Consider the following 20,770-nt stretch of genomic DNA (forward strand, 5'->3'; position numbering starts at 1 on the left):
TTTCAATCGATCCCGACTGGCTGTTACCTGACTATTGCGCTAATATTTTCGAAATTGAACATAAATGTTCGAATTCGTTATTAGCGAACACCGTCAGGAGGCCCCATGCCCCACACTCATCTGCCCACTCCGCCCTTGTCCGAGGTCTATGACATCGCCGTCATCGGTGGCGGCATCAATGGTGTCGGGATTGCCGCAGATGCCTCCGGTCGCGGGCTTTCGGTGTTCCTATGCGAAAAGGATGACTTGGCCAGCCACACCTCTTCGGCGAGCAGCAAGCTGATCCACGGCGGCCTGCGCTACCTCGAACATTACGAATTCCGTCTGGTGCGTGAAGCACTGGCCGAACGCGAGGTGCTGCTGGAAAAAGCCCCGCACATCGTCAAGCCGATGCGCTTTGTCCTGCCGCATCGCCCGCACCTGCGTCCGGCGTGGATGATCCGTGCCGGGCTGTTCCTTTATGACCATCTGGGCAAGCGGGAAAAACTCCCGGCTTCGCGCAGCCTGCGTTTCGACGCCAACAGCCCGCTGAAACCGCAGATCACCCGCGGCTTCGAATATTCCGACTGCTGGGTCGATGACGCCCGCCTGGTCGTGCTCAATGCCATGGCCGCCCGTGAAAACGGCGCGCACATTCATACCCAGACCCGCTGCCTCAACGCGCGCCGCAGCAAAGGCCTGTGGCACCTGCACATGGAGCGCGCCGACGGCAGCCTGTTCTCCATCCGCGCCAAGGCCTTGGTCAACGCCGCCGGGCCATGGGTCGCCAAGTTCATCCGTGACGATCTCAAGCTCGACTCGCCTTACGGCATCCGCCTGATTCAGGGCAGCCACCTGATCGTCGACAAGCTCTATGAAGGCGAAAACGCTTTCATCCTGCAAAACGAAGACCAGCGCATCGTGTTTGCCATTCCGTACATGGAGCGCTTTACCATCATCGGCACTACTGACCGCGAATATCAGGGCGACCCGAGCAAGGTGGAAATCACCGACGGTGAAATGGATTACATGCTCAAGGTGGCCAATGACCACTTCAAGAAACAGCTGACCCGTGCGGATGTGCTGCACACCTATTCCGGCGTGCGTCCGCTGTGCAATGACGAATCGGACAACCCGTCGGCGATTACCCGCGACTACACCTTGTCGCTGTCCGGCAGCAGTGAAGAAGCGCCGATCCTCTCGGTGTTCGGCGGCAAGCTGACCACCTATCGCAAGCTGGCAGAATCGGCCATGGCGCAACTGGCGCCGTTCTTTGCGCAGATGAAACCGAGCTGGACCGCCAAGGCGAGCCTGCCCGGCGGCGAGCAGATGACCACTCCGGCCGCCCTTAGCGCCGAACTCAGCCAACGCTACAGCTGGCTGCCGCCTGCAATCGCCAAACGCTGGGCCATTACCTACGGCAGCCGCAGCTGGCGCCTGCTGGAAGGCACCTCGGGCCTGAGTGACCTGGGCGAACACCTCGGTGGCGGCCTGTACACCCGGGAAGTCGATTACCTGTGCGACGTCGAATGGGCCGGCAGCGCCCAGGACATCCTGTGGCGGCGGACCAAGCTGGGCCTGTTCACCACAGCGCAAGAACAGGCCGCGATTCAGCAGTATCTGGATACCCATGTGCGTAAAGGCGATACGGCCGCTGCGTGATTTCCTGGGCCTGCTGGAGCCAGGCTTGCCCGCGAACGATTCAACGCGGTAAGCCTGGAGCACCGTGTTGTTTGATTCGCGGGCAAGCCTCTCTCTGACAAAATCTACCCTGCATTTACCAATCGGAATTCCGAACACCCCTCCCCCGCCTCATTCGGCATCCCGGACGCCGAACCCTTCCGCCCTCTCGGCAAAAAATAAATAATTACCTATAAATCAATAGCATAGACCTAATCGCCAGGTCTGGCACGGCTAATGCTCTACAGTTATCTAGTCGACCGCTTCGACCGTAGCGTGTGCCCGATTGGGCTGCCGTTGAAGCCTTCGCTGAACAGGCGGACCACTCCATTACCGGTCCCATAAAAAAAACAAAGTCGAGGATTAACCGATGCGCATCGTTCCCCATATCCTGGGCGCAGCAATCGCTGCCGCTCTGATCAGCACCCCGGTATTCGCTGCCGAGCTCACCGGCACCCTGAAGAAAATCAAGGACTCCGGCACCATCACCTTGGGTCACCGCGACTCCTCGATCCCGTTTTCCTACATCGCTGATGCCAGCGGCGTGCCGCAGGGCTACTCCCACGACATTCAGCTGAAAATCGTTGAAGCCATCAAGAAAGACCTGAACCTGCCTGACCTCAAGGTCAAGTACAACCTGGTCACCTCCCAGACCCGTATCCCGCTGGTGCAGAACGGCACCGTCGACGTTGAGTGTGGCTCCACCACCAACAACGCCGAACGCGCCCAGCAAGTGGACTTCTCCATCGGCATCTTCGAAATCGGTACCCGTCTGCTGACCAAGGCTGACTCGTCCTACAAAGACTTCGACGACCTGAAAGGCAAGAACGTCGTGACCACTGCTGGCACCACGTCTGAGCGCATCCTCAAAGCGATGAACGCCGACAAGCAGATGGGCATGAATGTGATCTCCGCCAAAGACCATGGCGAGTCCTTCCAGATGCTGGAATCGGGCCGTGCCGTTGCCTTCATGATGGACGACGCCCTGCTCGCCGGTGAAATGGCCAAGGCCAAGAAGCCGGCCGATTGGCACGTGACCGGTACTTCCCAGTCCAACGAAATCTATGGCTGCATGGTGCGCAAGGACGATCCTGCGTTCAAGAAAGCCGTGGATGACGCCATCGTCGCCACCTTCAAGTCGGGCGAGATCAACAAGATCTACGACAAGTGGTTCACCCAGCCTATCCCGCCAAAAGGCTTGAACCTGAACTTCCCGATGAGCGAAGAGCTCAAGGCCCTGATCGCCAACCCGAACGACAAGCCGGCACCGGACAAGAAAGCCTGAGGCTTGAACCCACCGTGACGGCCTGACCGCCGCCGGGGCACCACCTGCTCCGGCGGCGCTTACCACTCAAAGTGACGCCAACGTTGTCACGCCCGGCCGGAAGCCTGGGCAGGTTCGGCGAACGCAACAGCCCGAAGGGATTCGTGCGAACGGGTGCATGCATTTCGATCGATCAGAGGGGAGACCCTGATGAATTACAACTGGGACTGGGGCGTGTTCTTCAAGTCCACTGGCGTCGGCAGTGAAACCTACCTCGACTGGTATGTTTCGGGCCTTGGCTGGACTATCGCCATTTCCATCGTCGCCTGGCTCGTCGCCCTGACGCTGGGCTCGATACTCGGTGTCATGCGCACGGTGCCCAATCGCTGGGTGTCGGGCATTGCCACCGTCTATGTAGAAATCTTCCGTAATGTGCCGTTGCTGGTACAGCTGTTCATCTGGTACTTCCTGGTACCGGACCTGCTGCCCGAGCACATTCAGGAGTGGTACAAGCAGGACCTCAACCCGACCACCTCAGCCTTCCTGAGCGTCGTCGTGTGCCTGGGCCTGTTCACTGCCGCCCGCGTCTGCGAGCAGGTACGCACCGGTATCCAGGCGCTGCCACGCGGCCAGGAAGCCGCAGCCCGCGCCATGGGTTTCAAACTGCCGCAGATCTACTGGAACGTGCTGTTGCCCCAGGCATACCGGATCATCATTCCGCCGCTTACCTCCGAATTCCTCAACGTGTTCAAGAACTCGTCCGTGGCTTCGTTGATCGGCCTGATGGAATTGCTGGCGCAGACCAAACAGACCGCCGAGTTTTCCGCGAACCTGTTCGAAGCCTTCACCCTGGCGACCCTGATCTACTTCACCCTGAACATGAGCCTGATGTTGCTCATGCGCCTGGTCGAGAAGAAAGTCGCCGTGCCCGGACTGATCTCCGTGGGAGGTAAATAATGGACTTCAGTGGAATCGTCCCGGCCATTCCCGGCCTGTGGAACGGCATGGTCATGACCCTGCAACTGATGGTCATGGGTGTCGTCGGCGGTATCATCATCGGCACCCTGCTGGCACTGATGCGCTTGTCGTCGAACAAGCTGCTGGCTAATATCGCCGGGGCCTACGTCAACTACTTCCGTTCGATCCCGTTGCTGCTGGTCATCACCTGGTTCTACCTGGCGGTGCCGTTCGTGCTGCGCTGGATCACCGGACAAGACACGCCGATCGGCGCGTTCACCTCCTGCGTCGTGGCCTTCATGATGTTCGAGGCCGCGTACTTCTGCGAAATCGTCCGTGCCGGCGTGCAGTCCATCTCCCGTGGCCAGATGGGCGCCGCCCAGGCCCTGGGCATGACCTACGGTCAGATGATGCGCCTGATCATCCTGCCCCAGGCCTTCCGCAAGATGACCCCGCTGCTGCTGCAGCAAAGCATCATCCTGTTCCAGGACACCTCCCTGGTGTACACGGTCGGGCTGGTGGACTTCCTCAATTCCGCGCGCTCCAGTGGCGACATCATTGGTCGTTCCAATGAATTCCTGATCATCGCGGGTCTTGTGTATTTCACGATCAGCTTTGCCGCCTCGGTGCTGGTGAAGCGTCTGCAAAAAAGGTTCGCCGTATGATTTCCATCAAGAACGTAAACAAGTGGTACGGGGATTTTCAGGTGCTGACCGATTGCAGCACCGAAGTCGCCAAGGGTGAGGTGGTAGTGGTTTGCGGGCCGTCCGGCTCCGGCAAGTCGACCCTGATCAAGTGCGTCAACGCCCTGGAGCCCTTCCAGAAGGGTGACATCGTGGTCGACGGCACGTCCATCGCCGACCCGAAGACCAACCTGCCGAAACTGCGCTCGCGCGTCGGCATGGTGTTCCAGCACTTCGAGCTGTTCCCGCACCTGACCATCGTGGAAAACCTGACCATCGCGCAGATCAAGGTGCTGGGCCGCAGCAAGGCCGAAGCCACCGAGAAAGGCCTCAAGCTGCTCGACCGCGTCGGCCTGTCGGCCCATGCCCACAAGCATCCCGGCCAGCTTTCCGGCGGTCAGCAGCAGCGCGTGGCAATTGCCCGTGCCTTGGCGATGGACCCGGTGGTCATGCTGTTCGACGAACCGACCTCGGCCCTCGATCCGGAAATGGTCAACGAAGTCCTCGACGTCATGGTCCAGTTGGCCCATGAAGGCATGACCATGATGTGCGTGACCCACGAAATGGGCTTTGCCCGCAAAGTGGCCAACCGCGTGATCTTCATGGACAAGGGTCAGATCGTCGAAGACTGCGCCAAGGAAGAGTTCTTCGGTGACGTCAGCGCACGCTCCGAACGCGCCCAGCAGTTCCTGGCCAAGATCCTGCAACACTGATTGAAGCCGCAAACGCGAGCCCTGTAGGAGCTGCCGAAGGCTGCGATGGCGCGCGCAGCGGGCCCGCGTTGTCGGTCGCCATAAAGGTCCTGCGGACCTTATCGCAGCCTTCGGCAGCTCCTACGGAAATACCGCATAAGTTCATGCGTTATGCATTGTTTGACAAGACACCGGCTCGAAAGAGCCAGCCACCCCGGTGGTCCGTGCAAGGCATTGCACGGGCCGCTGTTCGGGCCAGGATGACTGTGATGAAATGCGACCCTCCTCTCTATCGCGCCACGCCGCCATCACTCGCCGTGAAACCCCGACTGATACGCCACCTGTTTCTACCCCCGCTGATCCTTCTGCTGATGGTCGCACTGGGTTATGCCGCCTATCTGGTCAGCGAACGCAACGGCATCAAGGCCTTGAGCGAAAACGGCGAACGCCAGCTCGAGCTGCATGCCCGCACCCTTGAAAGTGAAATCAACAAATACACCTACCTGCCCAGCGTCCTGGAGCTTGAGTCCAGCGTCTCGATGCTGCTCAAGGAGCCGACGCCCGAGCTGCGCCGCGAGGTCAACGATTACCTGGAAGGCCTGAACCGGCGCAGCCGCAGCCGGGCCATCTATGTACTGGACACCACGGGCAGGGTGCTGGCCACCAGTAACTGGCGCGATGCCGACAGTTATCTGGGCGAAGACCTGTCATTCCGCGCCTACTTCCAGGACGCCGTGCGCGGCCTGCCCGGCCGCTTCTACGGCATCGGCAGCACCACCGGCGAGCCCGGCTACTACCTGGCCCACGGCCTGGAAGAACACGGCAAGATCATCGGCGTGGCGGTGATCAAGGTACGCCTCGAAGCCCTGGAGGAACGCTGGCAACGGGCACGCCTGGAAGCCTTCGTCAGTGACGAGAACGGCATCATCATCCTCTCCAGCGATCCGGCGAGACGACTCAAGTCCGTGCGCCCGCTGACGCCGGAGATCAAGGAACGCCTGGCGCGCAGCCTGCAATATTACTGGTGGCCGCTGAACGAACTGGTGCCGCTGGAGCGGGAAGTGCTGACCGAAGGCGCCGAGAAGCTGACCTTCCCGGCCAACACCAGCGTCGATACCGAACACACCAAAGTCAGTTATCTGGCCCAGACCCGACGCTTGAGCGACACGCCCTGGCACCTGACCCTGCTCACGCCTCTGGAAGACCTGCGTCGCGAAGCTGGCAGCCAGGGCATGCTGGTGGCGGTGGCCTGCGCTCTGGTGGCATTCCTGCTGATTGCCTGGAACGAGCGACGCAAGGTGCTCTCTACTCGCCTTGCCGCGCGGGAAGCCTTGCAGGCCGCCAATAACGAACTGGAACGCAAGATCACCGAACGCACCGCCGACCTGCGCGCCAGCAACGAACGCCTCAAAGGCCAGATCCGCGAACGCCGCCAGGCCGAAGACACCCTGCGCCGCGCCCAGGACGAACTGGTCCAGGCGGGCAAACTGGCAGCCATCGGCCAGATGTCCACCAGCATCGCCCACGAACTCAATCAACCCCTGGCCGCGCTGCGCACCCTGTCCGGCAACACCGTGCGCTTCATTGAGCGCGGTGCCCTGGAGACTGCCAGCACCAATCTGCGCACGATCAACGATCTGGTCGACCGCATGGGCCGCATCACCGCCAGCCTGCGCGCCTTCGCCCGCCGTGGTGACGGCAAGGACCATGGCCAGGCCATGCCGGGCAAGGCCGTGGAAGCCGCGCTGGGCCTGCTGGCCGGACGCCTGGAAAGCTTTGAGCTGACCCTGCATCAGGACTTTTCCGACATTGCCTTGCGAATTGATCAGACTCGCCTGGAGCAAATTCTCGTAAATCTGATCGGCAATGCCCTGGACGCCATGCAGGCCCAGCCGCTGCCGGAGCTGTGGCTTGAAGGCGCTATCGTCGACAGCCGTTATCGCCTGCTGGTGCGCGACAACGGCCACGGCATTGATGCCGAAGCGCGCAAGCATCTGTTCGAACCCTTCTTCACCACCAAACCCGGCGAGCAAGGCCTGGGCCTGGGCCTGACCCTGTCTGCCAGCCTCGCCGCTGCGGCGGGTGGCAGCCTGAGCGCCGAACACCCGGCCAGCGGCGGCACAGCCTTTGTCCTGTGCCTGCCGCTGGTGGAAGCCATACCCGAGCCGCAGACTGACGAACCGACATGAGTGCAATCCTATGAGCCAATACGGCGACCTTACCGTCCTCATCGTCGAAGACGACCCCCATGTCCTGCTGGGCTGCCAACAGGCCCTGGCCCTGGAAGATATCCACAGCGAGGGCGTTGGCAGTGCCGAAGAGGCCCTGAGCCGCATCGGCGACAACTTCGCCGGCATCGTCATCAGCGATATTCGTCTGCCCGGCATCGATGGTCTGGAACTGCTGACCCGACTCAAGGCCCTGGACCGCAGCCTGCCGGTAGTGCTGATCACCGGCCACGGTGATATCTCCATGGCGGTCAGTGCCATGCGTGACGGCGCCTACGACTTCATGGAAAAACCCTTCTCACCCGAGCGCCTGGTGGACGTCACCCGCCGCGCTCTGGAGCAACGCGGGCTGGCCCGGGAGGTCTTCGCCCTGCGCAGGCAACTGGCCGAGCGCGATTCCCTGGAAGGCAAGATCATCGGCCGCTCCCCGGCCATGCAGAACCTGCGCGCACTGATCGCCAACGTCGCCGATACCTCGGCCAACGTGCTGATCGAAGGCGAAACCGGCACCGGCAAAGAACTGGTTGCTCGTTGCCTGCATGACTTCAGCCGCCGTCACACCCAGCAGTTCGTCGCCCTCAACTGCGGCGGGCTGCCGGAGAACCTGTTCGAATCGGAAATCTTCGGCCACGAGGCCAACGCCTTTACCGGCGCAGGCAAGCGGCGCATCGGCAAGATCGAACACGCCCACAACGGCACGCTGTTCCTCGATGAAGTGGAAAGCATGCCGATCAACCTGCAGATCAAGCTGCTACGTGTCTTGCAGGAACGCACCCTGGAACGCCTGGGTTCCAACCAGAGCGTGGCGGTGGATTGCCGGGTGATCGCCGCAACCAAATCCGACCTCGATCAACTCAGCCGCGCCAACCAGTTCCGCAGTGACCTGTACTACCGGCTCAATGTCGTGACCCTGGAACTGCCGCCGCTACGCGAGCGGCGCGAAGATATCCTGCAACTGTTTGAACACTTCCTCCAGCTGTCGTCCCTGCGCTTCGACCGCGAGCCCCAGCCTCTGGACTCGCAGACCATGTCGGCCCTGATGGGTCACGACTGGCCGGGCAACGTGCGCGAACTGCGCAACGTTGCCGAACGCTATGCCCTGGGCCTGCCCGCCTTCAAGAAAAGCGGCAACCACAGCGAAAGCCACAGCCTGGGCTTTGCCGAAGCCGTGGAAGCCTTCGAGCGCAACCTGCTCAGCGACGCGCTGCAACGCAGCGGCGGTAACCTCAGCCAGGCCAGTCAGGAACTGGGCATGGCCAAGACCACGTTGTTCGACAAGGTCAAAAAATATGGGCTGGGCTGAGTTAAACACAGCGCTCATGTGGGACCGGCTTCAGCCGGGAAGGCGCCCTTCTGATCAACGAAATGCAGCGGATGTACCGGCCCTTTCCCGGCTAAAGCCGGTCCCACGGATATCACTCCGATTCAGACAAGTGCGTTACCCCAACAAGCTCGAGGCGCCTCCACTGTGGATCTGATTTTAAAGGCACTGCTCGGCGGCGCCGTCGTCGTCATCCTGGCCATGCTGGCCAAGACCAAAAACTATTACATCGCCGGCCTGGTACCGCTGTTCCCCACCTTTGCCCTGATCGCTCACTACATCGTCGGCAAGGGCCGTTCCCTGGACGACCTGAAGACCACCATTGTTTTCGGCATGTGGTCGATCATCCCCTACTTCGTCTACCTCGCCGCGCTGTATCTGCTGGTCGACCGCCTGCGCCTGGAAATCTCCCTGGCCCTGGCGGCCGTCGCCTGGCTGATCGCCGCGACGCTCTTGGTCACCATTTGGGTGAAGCTGCATTAACCAAATAAATCCATGATCTGGAATGCAATCCAGTAGGAGCTGCCGAAGGCTGCGAAAGCGGTGTATCAGTCAGCCCCCTCGCAGCCTTCGGCAGCGCCTGCAAAAACCGGAGGCTGGCCCACCCCTTGCATTCACCCCTGTCAGGCCCGCCCGGCCGGCTTTCATATTGAATAAAGCCGGTATCTGAGCGGGATTGGCACAGGTGAATCCGACCTTTGAACATTCTCGATCTCGACCACAGCCTGACGGCCCAGGCGCCGATTGCGCAGCGTCTGGCCGATGGCCGCGCCACGCGCATCGACTTGCTGGAACTGGGCCCGAAACTGCGCCTGTGGTCCACGGAAAAAAACTACCGGCGCTTCGCTCAACGTCTGGAACATCGCGCCCGGCCTATAGGCAAGCGGCCGGAAATCTACTTTGTCGGCTCCGGCGACTATCACCATCTGACCCCGGCTTTCCTTACCGACCTGCCGGAACCAGTAACCCTGATCCACTTCGACAACCACCCCGACTGGGTGCAACTGGCACCCCGTCGTCATTGCGGATCCTGGGTCAATCGGGCGCTGAAGCTGCCGAACATCAAACGCATCGTCACCCTCGGCCCGTGCAGCGATGACCTGCACAACCCGCAGTTGCGCGGCGGCAATCTCGGCGCCTTGAAGCGCGGCGACCTGCAGCTGTTTCCCTGGCAGCACGCGCCATCGAAAGTCTGGGGGTATATCGGCGATGGGCCCGGCCATCAGCAGCGCGACAACCATCTGCACTGGAAGAACCTCGCCGAGCAGGATTGGCCACGCTTTCTCGCCCGGCTGATCGACAGCCTGCCCACCGAGGCCATCTGGATCACCATCGACAAGGACGTACTCGCCAGCGAGGACGCCGCCACCAATTGGGATCAGGGCGGCATGCGTCTGTCCCATCTGCTGCAAGCATTGGGTTTGCTGGCGGCGCGCACGCGGGTCATTGGTATCGATGTCTGCGGCGAGTTCGCCAAACCGGCTTACAGCAACCCGCTCAAACGCTGGGAAGCCAAGTCCGATCAGCCCCCGGCCGAGCGCTGGAGTGAACTGGATATCCTGCGCAACGCCTATACCAACGGCGCCTTGATCGACCTGTTCGACGAGGTGTTTGCGTGAGCCTGTCCATCATTCTACTGATCGCCTTTTCCATCCTCCTTGACGTGATCGGCCAACTGGCCTTCAAGCTCGGCCTGGATCGCCTGCCCGAGCAGGACGGCGGCTTTCGCCTGCGCGGTTTCTGGCTGCAATTGATGGCCGCTCCTCTGCTCTGGGCGGGCATCGTGGCCTATATCGTCGAGTTTCTGGTCTGGCTGGAAGTGTTGTCGCTCGCCCCGCTGAGCGTGGCGTTTCCGGCGGCCAGCCTGAGTTATTGCGGCGTGGTTCTGGCCGGGCGCCTGGTACTGGGCGAAACCGTCAGCCGCCGTCGCTGGCTGGGCACCCTGGTCATTACCGGCGGCGTCATGCTGGTCATCGCCACTGGAGGCTGAACGCTATGAACGAAGAATCCATCATGAGCCATTCCACAACCCATAACTGGCTGGCCAAACGCAGCACCAGTGTTGCCCTGTGGGCCATGCTGATTACCAGCGAAAGCACGGCGCAGATCGCCATGAAGCTGGGCGGCGATGACCTGACCAACATGACCTTCGGTCTGAACTGGCTGATCACGGCCCTGACGACCCCTGCGGTATTGGTGGCGGTGGGTTGCTACGCAGCATCGTTCCTGATCTGGATGCTGATCCTGCGCAGCACTCACCTGAGCGTGGCGTTTCCCCTGAGTTCGCTGGTATTTGTCGGCGTACTGCTCGGCTCCTGGCTGGGCCTGGGCGAGCACATCAGCTGGCTGCACTGGCTGGGAGTGGCCATCATCGTCGGCGGGATTACGTTATTGGCAGAGGGGGATCACGAGTAGCCGCAGGTGATTCTGTAGGAGCCGGCTTGCCCGCGAAGAGGATCGCACATGCGATACATCTTTTGAGTCAGAAACAGCCTTCGCGGGCAAGCCTCGCTCCAACGGGACGAGGCTCGCCGCTGGATTACCTGCGCAGCAAAAAGCCCAACCCATGGGACACCGGTATCACCTTCACCCCCGCCTCACGCTGCTGCTCGCGGATCTGCCGGTGAAACGCCTTGACCTTGGTCCAATGCATCTTCGGCCGGTAGTGGTGTTCGGCGTGATAGCCGTTGTTCATCCAGATCAGGTTGTACAGCACGCTGTATGAGCTGACGCCCCAGGCAATCGGCAGATCGGGGTTGCCGCCCAGGTGTTCGTAATAGCCATTGAGCGACGACAGCGACTGGCCCAGGTACCAGAACGGCAACAGCAGCAGAACCGCGTGCCAGTCGTAGAGCGCCAGCGCGATGTAGAAAGCGATGGTCAGATAGATTTCCACCTTGACCCAACGCGCGTCGGCCGGGCGCTTGCGCTGCATTTCTTCGTAGAACGCCTTGGGATCGTCGCGAAACATGCTGAGAAAGACATAGCGCCAGAGTTCCTCCGGCTGGCCGTCCCGGCCGTGCTTGTAGATCGACAGCGGGTCGATGGTTTCGCCATGGGCGTCGGGCAGGTCGGAGTTGCCGCGGTGATGGCGGTTGTGGATATCGCGATACAGGGTCTGGGAGAAGCCGATGGTCACCGACAGCAGCAGATCGAACGCCCGGTTCATCCACGGCACGGTGAAGTAGGCGTTGTGAATCTGGTTGTGGGAAATGCTGTTGATGCTCCACGACAGGCTTACGGCATACAGCAGCGCCAGGGGCACGAGGGCCCACCACGACAGGCTGTGGAAGGCTGCGACCAGCCAGACCACGAAAGCAAAATGCGCCAAGCCCATGGCAATGGGGATCAGGTCCCAGAGCGAATGGGCGAGCCAGCGATAAACGGGACGAGCCATGAAAAACCACCTCGAAATGATGAGTCTTTCAGGGCCATTGCAAACGTCAGACCAATCCTCAGAAGTGGTAAGCCAATGCTGCGTCCACCTCGCCCTGATCGGCGCTGCCGCGCTGCTTGACGATGCTGCTGTCGGCCGCAGAATCAGTCAGGTGAACCCAACTGACACTGGTCAGCAGCGACCAATTCCCGACCAATGGAAAGGCCGCGCTCTGGCTCAGTGTGATGTCCTGCAGGCCGCCGCTGGCGCGGTACGGGCGGATGCCGGACGCGGCGGATTCCTGCTGGCTGACCCCGAAGAAGGTGCGGGTCTGTTCGGCATTGGCGTAGTGAGCCGTCACCGTCGTCCCGCCAAAAATGCCCAGGCTCTCTGGACCCAAGGGATAGTCGGCTTCGCTGCCCAACTGCCCCAGCAGCCCTCCCTGTCCGCTGGCGCCGCCAAAGGTACGGCCTGTGCGGGCAAAGGCGCGCAGGCCTTCGAACGGGCTGTATTCAACAAAACCACCCACCTCCCCCATACCCGGTACGTTACGCAGGCCGCGCAATGCGTCGTTATCGTCGCGCCCCGGCACGTAGTTGACGAAAGGTCCGGCGCTCCATCCGTCGAGCTTGAGGGCATTCCAGGACAAGCCATCCTCGGAGTCGAGATCGACGCTGCCCAGGCTCAGGTCCAGATAGGGAATCGGCTTGAACTCATAGTGGCTGGCCGTGGGGTCATAGGGGCGGTACGCGTAGCCCGCGCCCGCCATGCCCTTGAGGCCGCTCAGGCCCAGGCTGTCCAGCGCGTCCGTCACTTCATCGGCATGGCCGAAAGCGCTGAAGAACAGGGCGCAGAACAAGGGCAGAGCGCGGTTGAACGATGACATGAGGCAAATCCCGGGTAGCAGAACATGGCGGCATCAATCCTCGGACAGGCCCTCCCACGCAAGCACTGATGTTGTTTGTAGCGACCTACAAAAATTGTAGCTTCGCCGCCTGCTTTTCTCGGCATACCCCGGCGCAGGCCCAGCCTGGCTGGCTTTTGGCCCTTTGGCACACTCCCTGCTCTACCGCCTATGACAGCGCTTTGAGCGCCTTAATCAACATAGGCAAATGCAGATGATGCACTGGCATATCGTGTGTGATTTCGACGGTACGATCACCCGCACCGACGTAATCGACAGCATCCTGGAACGGTTCGCTGATCCGAGCTGGGAAGCTATCGAAGAAGAATGGCTGTCCGGCCGAATTGGTTCCCGGGAATGCCTCAGCCGCCAGATTGCGCTGGTCAAGGCTTACCCGGCACAACTGCTGGAACACTTTGACAGCGTCAAGATCGACCCGGCCTTCACCGACTTCGTCGAGCTGGTCATGGGCCGTGGCGCGACGCTGGATATCGTCAGTGACGGTCTCGAGCAAGGCATTGCGCGAATCCTCTCGCGCAACGACGGCCCGCTGCTGCCGATCATTGCCAACCGCTTGCGTCAGGTTGACCACGACAGCTGGCGCATCGTTTTTCCCAATGCCAGCGATGCCTGTCGCGCCGCGTCGGGCAATTGCAAATGCAAGTCCACGCCGCAAGGCAAGCGTGTGCTGGTGATCGGCGACGGCAAGTCCGACATGTGCGTCGCTTCGACCGCCGACTTCGTCTTCGCCAAAAACAGCCTGGCCGACCATTGCGAGCGCAATGGCATCCCCTACGCCCGCTTCGACTCCTTCGCCGAACTCCCCGCGCTGCTGGCCCTGTTGCCGCATAGCGACACCCCGGCAGCCAACCGCCTCCCTCTTGAACAGCAGGAACTCTTCCACCATGTCTGATATCCGCATCGCCACCCCTGAAGACCAGATCCTTCTGGAAAAAGAAGCCAAGTACTGCTCCTTCGGCGACACCGTTCACTACATCGACCCGCCGCGCATTTTCAGCCGCTGCGAAGGTTCGTACGTCTATGACACCAGCGACCAGGCCTACCTCGACCTGCAGATGTGGTACTCGGCGGTCAACTTCGGCTACGCCAACCCACGCCTGAACAATGCGCTGAAACAACAGATCGACACCCTGCCGCAGATTGCCAGCCAGTACCTGCACAAAGGCAAGATCGAGCTGTCGGAACACATCGCGGTGGACGCCAGGAAGAAGTTCGGCCTCGACGGTCGCGTGCACTTCAACGTCGGCGGCTCCCAGTCCATCGAGGATTCGCTCAAAGTCGTGCGTAACGCCAGCAACGGCAAGAGCCTGATGTTCGCCTTTGAAGGCGGCTACCACGGTCGTACCCTCGGCGCTTCGTCGATCACCTCCAGCTACCGCTACCGTCGCCGCTACGGTCATTTCGGCGAGCGTGCGCAGTTCATCCCGTTCCCGTACCACTTCCGCGGCCCCAAAGGCATGAGCAAGGAAGAATACGGCAGCTACTGCGTCAAGCAGTTCGCCCGTCTGTTCGAGACCGAATACAACGGCGTGTGGGACCCGAAAGTCGGCCAGAGCGAATACGCCGCCTTCTACGTCGAGCCGATCCAGGGCACCGGCGGCTACGTGATTCCGCCGATGAACTTCTACAGCGAACTCAAGCAGGTCCTCGACCAGCACGGCATCCTGATGGTGGTCGATGAAATCCAGATGGGCTTCTATCGCACCGGCAAGCTGTGGTCCATCGAGCACTTTGACGTCAAACCCGACGTGATCGTGTTCGGCAAGGCCCTGACCAACGGCCTCAACCCGCTGGGCGGCATCTGGGCGCGTGAAGAGCTGATCAATCCGAAGATCTTCCCGCCAGGCTCGACCCACTCCACCTTCGCCTCCAACCCGCTGGGCACTGCCGTGGGCCTGGAAATGTTCAAGATGACCTCGGAAATCGACTACGGCGCGATGGTCATGGAAAAGGGCAAATACTTCCTGGCCGGCCTGCAGGACCTGCAGAAACGCTACCCGATCATCGGCGACGTCGACGGCCTGGGCCTGGCGCTGCGCTGCGAAATCTGCGGTCCGGACGGCTTCACCCCGGACAAGGCGACCCTGGACTTCATGGTCGACGAAGGCATGAAAGGCGACATCGAGATCGACGGCAAGCGCCTGGGCCTGATCCTCGACGTGGGCGGCTACTACAAGAACGTCATCACCCTGGCACCGTCGCTGGAAATCAGCTACGCCGAAATCGACCTGGGCCTGGCCCTGCTCGACCGCCTGCTGCACCGGGCCATGAAACGATGAACGAGACCGCGATCGACATGGGCGAAGGCGATGCCGGTTTCGTGCTTGGCGAGGGTCGCGTCGCGGTGCTATTGATCCACGGCCTCACGGGCACCCCGACGGAGTTGCGTCGGGTGGCCCAGGGTCTGGCGGACCGGGGTTGCACGGTGTACGTGCCGACCCTGGCCGGGCACTGCGGCAACAACGATGACTTGCAACGCACGGTCTGGACCGACTGGTACGAAAGCGCCCGCCGTGCTTTCGTCGGCATCCGCGCGCGTCACGAGGAAGTGTTTGTCGGCGGACTGTCCATGGGCGCGGTGATGTCCATGCACATGGCCGCCGAGCATCCGGGGCAGATCGCCGGGCTGCTGCTGTATTCCACGACCTTGCGCTACGACGGCTGGAACATGCCGTTCGCCGCCAAGTTCACCAATATTTTCATGGCGATTCCGTTTGGCGTGCATATCTGCCGCTTCAACGAAAAGCCGCCTTATGGCATCAAGAACCCGCGCCTGCGGGCCATCGTCGAACGGCAGATGAAAGACGGCGAAAGCAGCAATGCCGGGCTGTTGACCATGTCCGGCGTCAGCGTGCGCGAACTGCATCGGCTGATTGCCGTGGTCAAGCGGCGCATGCCGACGATCACCACGCCGACCCTGGTGCTGCATTCCAGCGAGGACGACATCACCAGCCGCTGGAATGCCGACTACATCGAACGGCGCATCGGCGGCCCGGTGGTCAAGGTGCTACTGGACAACTGCTATCACATGATCACGGTCGATCTGCAGTACCGCGAAGTGGTGGCGCTGAGCGCCAGCTTCATCGAAACCCGCACCGCTGCCACCAGCCGCGAAACCCATGCGGCGCCCTTCCATGAACAGCAGCAATTGGCCTGACCTTCAATGATCACTGCGCATGCATTCGCCAGCATTCAGGCTATCGATCGGGACCAGTGGAATGATTGCTTCCCCGCTTCCCTGGAAGACTGGGATTACTATCTGGCGGTGGAAACGGCCGGGATTGCGGAGTTTCGCTGGCGCTACCTGGCGTTGTTTGAAGGAGAGGTCTTGCTCGCGGTGGCGCCGGCCTTTATCACCCACTACAGCCTCGACACCACAATGCAGGGTGCAGGCAAGCGCCTGACCGAAAAACTCCAGAGCCTGTGGCCCGGTGCCCTGCAAGTCTCGCTGTATGCCATCGGTTCACCCGTGGCCGAGCAATGCAATGCCGGTACCGCCAGCTGCGTGCCTGTCCATCAGCGTCGTCATCTGCTCAGCGAACTGTTGCAACTGGCGCGCCGCGATGCCGACAGCTTTGGGATCGGCCTTCTGGCTGTCAAGGATGCGCCCATCGCCGACGAGCACTGGGTACAGAGCTGCCGTGATGCCGGGCTGCAATCCATGCCCAGCCTGCCCAGCTCGACCCTGCCGGTGCAGTTCGGCTCCATCGAGGCCTACCTAGGTTCCCTGGGCAAATCCACGCGCAAGGACCTGCGGCGTATCCTGCGCGGGCCGGCGCCGCGTATCGAGTGGCGACACACTATCGACGACGTGTTGCCGGACATCATGCGCCTGTACGAAGCCACCCTGGCCCGCAGCGATCTGCAATTCGAGCGCCTAGGGCCGGACTATTTCACCGGCATCCTCAAACAGCTCGAAGAACGCGCGGTCTGCGTGCTGTACTGGATCGACGAGCAACTGGTGGCCTTCAACCTGATGCTGCTGGACGAACGGCGCCTGATCGACAAGTTCTTCGCCCACGACCCGCAGCACACCCGCGAGCACAACCTGTACGCACGCAGTTGGCTGGCCAATGTCGACTACTGTATTCAACATCGCATTCCGGTGTACGAATCAGGCCAGGCCGGTTACGCCAACAAGATCCGTTACGGTTGCCGATTCCAGGGCAATATGTTGTTCTTCCGTCATCGCAACTGGATGCTCAACAACCTGCTCAAGCTGGTCAGACTGATCATCCGCCCCGACCGACACGACCCCGCCATGGCGGCGGCAATAAGCGAACCTTGATGGCTCAGAACCAGAACCAGAACCAGAACCAGAACCGGCCCCAGGCCAGAGCATCGTTTTTCTCGCTGTCACGCTGGAGCGTTCAACGCAAGCTGGTCCTGGCGTTCTGGCTGGTCAGCGTCATTCCGACCATGATCGCCGCCGAACTGGCGGCAACCACCCTGTCGCAGATTTTCGAAAGCAACGTACGCATCTGGCTGCAGGAGTCGACGCGCATCGTTGAAGACGAGATCAGCGAGATCCTGCGTGACAACGCCAGGGTCGCGCAGCTGTTCCTGACCTACACCCACCCGGCAGTGCACATGGGCAACAAGCACGACCGGATGATCGCCGACACAGCCGACGCCATGGGCATCGACGTGGTCGCACTGATCCGCTCCAGTGATCACAAAGTGATCTACTCCACCGCCCCGGATGATGTGGTCGCGCAGATCAGCCTGGCGCCCAATGCCGTGCTGCAAACCCTGCAGAACGGCGGCACCCAGGTCGGCGCCGTGGTCTCGACCTTTCATACCACCGAGGATGGCGTCGATTACGAACTGCTGATCACCACCTACCTGGACAGCAGCTTCCTCACCAGCGTGGCCGATGTGCACTCCCTGGACCTGCGCCTGTACCTGAGCAACAAGGTGGGTTTCGGCGAGGTTTTCTCGACCCAGCGTTTTGAAGATCACCCGGCCCTGGTGCCGCACAAGATCGAACAGATCCTGCGCGACACCAAGGCCGCCAGCGAACAGTCCACTTCGCGCTACAGCGGCCTGTATTCGCCGATCTTCAATGACAGCGGCGAGATGCAGGGCGTGGTGTTCAGCGGCCTGCTGCGCCATTCCAGCCTGGTCGGGCTGGTCAACCAGACCAACCTGTTCGTGCTGATTCTGCTGGTCGGTTCAGCCTTGTCCCTGAGTGTCGGCTGGCTGATTTCCCGACGCCTGACCCTGCCCCTGCGTGGTCTCTCGGCAGGCGTGCGTGCCGTCACCGCAGGTGACTATCACCAACAAGTGGAAGTCATCGGCAGCGACGAACTGGCCGAGCTGAGCGTGACCTTCAACCACATGACTGAACGCCTGCGCGAGCTGCAACATCTGGAGTCCCAGCTGCGCCGCCGCGACCGTCTGCACACCCTCGGCGAAGTGGCCATGGGCCTGGCCCACGAGATCCGCAACCCCCTGGGCATCATCAAGACCGCCACGCAACTGCTGCACCGCCGCGCCGCCCTGCCGGAAACCGACATGCGCCATCTGGAATATGTGATCAGCGAAGTCACCCGGATCAATGACCTGATCACCGACTTCCTCGATTTCGCCCGCCCCAGCGCGCCCCTGCGTTCCCTGCAACTGGCGCGGCCGCTGCTCGAAGACCTGCTGGGTTTCTGCGCGCCGGAGCTGGAAACCCACCATGTCCAGGCGAGCATCGTCGAACATGATCGCAATGCGATGATCTACGTCGACGGCCGCCAGTTGACCCAGGCCTGCCTGAACCTGGTACTCAATGCCATCGACGCCATGCCCGGCGGCGGGCACCTGATCCTGGGCATCGCCAGCGAAGCGCCCTATACCGTGATCAGCGTCACCGATACCGGTCAGGGCATCGAAGCGGATATGCTGGAACGTATCTTCACCCCCTTTGTCACTACCAAGGCCTCGGGCACCGGCCTGGGTCTGGCCAAGGTCTACTCGATCATGGAAAACCACGGCGGCCGCATCGAATGCATCAGCGAACCCGGCGCCGGGGCGACGTTCAACCTGTACCTGCCCAGCCATGAACACAGCGATGAAGGAAAACCCTCATGAGTCATAACGTGCTGGTGGTGGACGACGAGCCCAAGCTCTGTGACCTGCTGGCCTCGGCCCTGAGCCAGAACGGTATCCAGGTGTTTACCGCGGGCAACGGCCTGCATGCGCTGACGGTGCTTGAGCGCGAAGAAATCGACCTGGTCATCAGCGACTGGCGCATGCCCGGCATGGATGGCCCGCAACTGCTGGCGGAGATCAAACTGCGTTTCCCGCAGTTGCCGGTAATCGTGATGACCGCCTACAGCACGGTAAAAAACGCCGTGCAGTCGATGCGCAACGGCGCCTTCGACTACATCAGCAAACCCTTCGATATCGACGAGCTGGACATCACCGTCAGCAAGGCGCTGCAGTTTCGCGACATCCTGCGCGACAACCAGCGCCTGCGCGCCGAACTCGACGAACATCAACAGATCGACAGCCTGGTCGGCGAAAGCCCGGCCTTTCGCCGGGTGTTGCAGGCCGTGGATTCAGTACGGGAAAGCAGCGCCACTATCCTGCTCACCGGCGAGAGCGGCACCGGCAAGGAAATGGTCGCCCGGGCCATTCACAAGCACGGCAACCGCGCCGACAAACCCTTCGTCGCGGTCAACTGCGCGGCCATCCCCGAAGGCCTGCTGGAAAGCGAAATGTTTGGCCATCGCAAGGGCGCCTTTACCGGCGCCGTGGCGGATCGCATCGGGCGCTTCCAGCAAGCGGACAAGGGCACGCTGTTTCTCGATGAAGTCGGCGACATGCCCCTGGCCTTGCAGGCCAAGATCCTGCGTGCCTTACAAGAGCGGGTGATCGAACCGGTGGGCGACCCTCGCGAGCGCAAGGTCGACGTGCGGGTCATCGCCGCGACCAACAAGGACCTGCTTGAGGCCGTGGCGAAAAAGGAATTCCGCGAAGACCTGTATTACCGCCTCAATGTCTTCCCGATCCCCCTGCCGGCCTTGCGTGAGCGGGTCGAAGATATCGCCCCCCTGGCCCGGCATTTTGCCCATACCCTCGGTGCCACGGCGGGCAAGCGCATCACCGGCTTCAGCGCCGATGCCCTGCTGACCATGACCCGCTACCCCTGGCCGGGCAATATCCGCGAACTGCAGAACTGCGTGGAACGAGCCACCATCGTCGCCGCCAGCCACACCATCGAAGAGCAGGACCTGCCGGGCTATCTGTTCGGCGCCCGGCCCGTCAGCAGCAGCGCCGCCGCCATCCTCAGCGACGGCCCCGGCATCCCCAAAGACCTCGATGCGGCCCTGGCAGAAGTGGAAAAAGCCTACATCCTTGCCGCCCTGCAAGAGACCAACGGCGTCCAGGCCGCTGCTGCGCAGTTGATCGGCATCTCTGAACGCAGCCTGTGGTATCGGTTGAAGAAGCTGGAGATCCATGTCGATAAAATCGCCCGCTGATACCGTGCGCCGGTTCCTACGCGATCTCATTGCAATTCGAGTCCTGCAGGGCATTTTTGCCGCCGCTTTCACCACCGATAGCAAGACGCCTCTCTTTCTCTTGAGTGAAATTTCCTAGAAAATCCCGAGCCCTTGTTTCGATGAATTCAGCTCTCTACCCTTGCGCGGTCGCTGCAAAATCAGCGATCAGATT

19 protein-coding genes are annotated in these 20,770 nt (G+C 61.4%); 17 read left to right on the forward strand and 2 right to left on the reverse strand.

Annotated features, from left to right (window positions below; genetic code table 11):
* Window positions 1–105: 105 nt before the first annotated feature.
* The 11 genes from glpD to ACCD02_RS13185 all read left to right on the forward strand — a co-directional run bounded on the left by glpD (window position 106) and on the right by ACCD02_RS13185 (window position 11,219).
* On the forward strand, window positions 106–1,641 hold the full coding sequence (glpD, locus tag ACCD02_RS13135) for a glycerol-3-phosphate dehydrogenase (protein WP_413302134.1): 1,536 nt from the start codon (window positions 106–108) through the stop codon (window positions 1,639–1,641).
* Window positions 1,642–2,029: 388 nt separating this feature from the next.
* The gene (locus ACCD02_RS13140) at window positions 2,030–2,944 is read left to right on the forward strand and encodes a glutamate/aspartate ABC transporter substrate-binding protein (RefSeq protein ID WP_413302136.1); all 915 of its coding nucleotides are present in this window, start codon (window positions 2,030–2,032) and stop codon (window positions 2,942–2,944) included.
* A gap of 189 nt (window positions 2,945–3,133) precedes the next feature.
* Window positions 3,134–3,880 (forward strand): amino acid ABC transporter permease, encoded by a 747-nt coding sequence (locus tag ACCD02_RS13145; protein WP_413302139.1) that lies wholly within the window; start codon window positions 3,134–3,136, stop codon window positions 3,878–3,880.
* Window positions 3,877–4,545 (forward strand): amino acid ABC transporter permease, encoded by a 669-nt coding sequence (locus ACCD02_RS13150; protein WP_413302464.1) that lies wholly within the window; start codon window positions 3,877–3,879, stop codon window positions 4,543–4,545. Before ACCD02_RS13145 ends, ACCD02_RS13150 begins: the two co-directional genes overlap by 4 nt.
* Complete coding sequence (locus ACCD02_RS13155) at window positions 4,542–5,276, forward strand: amino acid ABC transporter ATP-binding protein (protein WP_413302142.1); 735 nt, start codon at window positions 4,542–4,544, stop codon at window positions 5,274–5,276. Before ACCD02_RS13150 ends, ACCD02_RS13155 begins: the two co-directional genes overlap by 4 nt.
* Window positions 5,277–5,524: 248 nt before the next feature.
* The gene (locus ACCD02_RS13160) at window positions 5,525–7,444 is read left to right on the forward strand and encodes a sensor histidine kinase (RefSeq protein WP_413302145.1); all 1,920 of its coding nucleotides are present in this window, start codon (window positions 5,525–5,527) and stop codon (window positions 7,442–7,444) included.
* Window positions 7,445–7,454: 10 nt separating this feature from the next.
* Entirely contained in the window at window positions 7,455–8,786 is a 1,332-nt protein-coding gene (locus ACCD02_RS13165; RefSeq protein ID WP_413302148.1) for a sigma-54-dependent transcriptional regulator, read from the forward strand.
* A 174-nt stretch (window positions 8,787–8,960) separates the two neighbouring features.
* On the forward strand, window positions 8,961–9,287 hold the full coding sequence (locus ACCD02_RS13170) for a GlpM family protein (protein ID WP_413302466.1): 327 nt from the start codon (window positions 8,961–8,963) through the stop codon (window positions 9,285–9,287).
* A 215-nt stretch (window positions 9,288–9,502) separates the two neighbouring features.
* Complete coding sequence (locus ACCD02_RS13175) at window positions 9,503–10,423, forward strand: arginase (RefSeq protein WP_413302151.1); 921 nt, start codon at window positions 9,503–9,505, stop codon at window positions 10,421–10,423.
* Window positions 10,420–10,794: a transporter gene (locus ACCD02_RS13180; RefSeq protein ID WP_413302153.1), complete on the forward strand. Its 375-nt coding sequence runs from the start codon at window positions 10,420–10,422 to the stop codon at window positions 10,792–10,794. The genes ACCD02_RS13175 and ACCD02_RS13180 overlap by 4 nt, the downstream gene beginning before the upstream one ends.
* A 23-nt stretch (window positions 10,795–10,817) precedes the next feature.
* Window positions 10,818–11,219, forward strand: a complete 402-nt coding sequence (locus tag ACCD02_RS13185; RefSeq protein WP_413302156.1) for an EamA family transporter — start codon at window positions 10,818–10,820, stop codon at window positions 11,217–11,219.
* 124 nt (window positions 11,220–11,343) lie between these two features.
* Here ACCD02_RS13185 and ACCD02_RS13190 read toward each other — a convergent pair whose 3' ends face one another.
* Together ACCD02_RS13190 and ACCD02_RS13195 are read right to left on the reverse strand one after the other, a co-directional pair.
* The gene (locus tag ACCD02_RS13190; protein WP_413302159.1) at window positions 11,344–12,201 is read right to left on the reverse strand and encodes a fatty acid desaturase family protein; all 858 of its coding nucleotides are present in this window, start codon (window positions 12,199–12,201) and stop codon (window positions 11,344–11,346) included.
* Window positions 12,202–12,259: 58 nt separating this feature from the next.
* A complete protein-coding gene (locus ACCD02_RS13195; protein WP_413302162.1) occupies window positions 12,260–13,066 on the reverse strand; it encodes a MipA/OmpV family protein in 807 nt (268 codons plus the stop codon).
* 232 nt (window positions 13,067–13,298) lie between these two features.
* On the opposite strand from ACCD02_RS13195, the gene ACCD02_RS13200 reads away from it, so the two are divergent.
* The 6 genes from ACCD02_RS13200 to ACCD02_RS13225 are packed head-to-tail and all read left to right on the forward strand — an operon-like array spanning window position 13,299 to window position 20,577.
* The gene (locus ACCD02_RS13200; RefSeq protein WP_413302164.1) at window positions 13,299–13,997 is read left to right on the forward strand and encodes an MtnX-like HAD-IB family phosphatase; all 699 of its coding nucleotides are present in this window, start codon (window positions 13,299–13,301) and stop codon (window positions 13,995–13,997) included.
* On the forward strand, window positions 13,990–15,384 hold the full coding sequence (locus tag ACCD02_RS13205; protein ID WP_413302167.1) for an aspartate aminotransferase family protein: 1,395 nt from the start codon (window positions 13,990–13,992) through the stop codon (window positions 15,382–15,384). The genes ACCD02_RS13200 and ACCD02_RS13205 overlap by 8 nt, the downstream gene beginning before the upstream one ends.
* Complete coding sequence (locus ACCD02_RS13210) at window positions 15,381–16,262, forward strand: alpha/beta hydrolase (protein WP_413302169.1); 882 nt, start codon at window positions 15,381–15,383, stop codon at window positions 16,260–16,262. The genes ACCD02_RS13205 and ACCD02_RS13210 overlap by 4 nt, the downstream gene beginning before the upstream one ends.
* Before the next feature lie 6 nt (window positions 16,263–16,268).
* Window positions 16,269–17,393, forward strand: a complete 1,125-nt coding sequence (locus ACCD02_RS13215; RefSeq protein ID WP_413302172.1) for a GNAT family N-acetyltransferase — start codon at window positions 16,269–16,271, stop codon at window positions 17,391–17,393.
* On the forward strand, window positions 17,393–19,183 hold the full coding sequence (locus tag ACCD02_RS13220) for an ATP-binding protein (protein WP_413302174.1): 1,791 nt from the start codon (window positions 17,393–17,395) through the stop codon (window positions 19,181–19,183). Before ACCD02_RS13215 ends, ACCD02_RS13220 begins: the two co-directional genes overlap by 1 nt.
* A complete protein-coding gene (locus ACCD02_RS13225) occupies window positions 19,180–20,577 on the forward strand; it encodes a sigma-54-dependent transcriptional regulator (RefSeq protein WP_413302176.1) in 1,398 nt (465 codons plus the stop codon). The genes ACCD02_RS13220 and ACCD02_RS13225 overlap by 4 nt, the downstream gene beginning before the upstream one ends.
* The last annotated feature ends 193 nt before the right edge of the window (window positions 20,578–20,770 follow it).

The sequence above is a fragment of the Pseudomonas sp. Pseusp88 genome (genome assembly GCF_047303955.1).
GTDB lineage: Bacteria > Pseudomonadota > Gammaproteobacteria > Pseudomonadales > Pseudomonadaceae > Aquipseudomonas.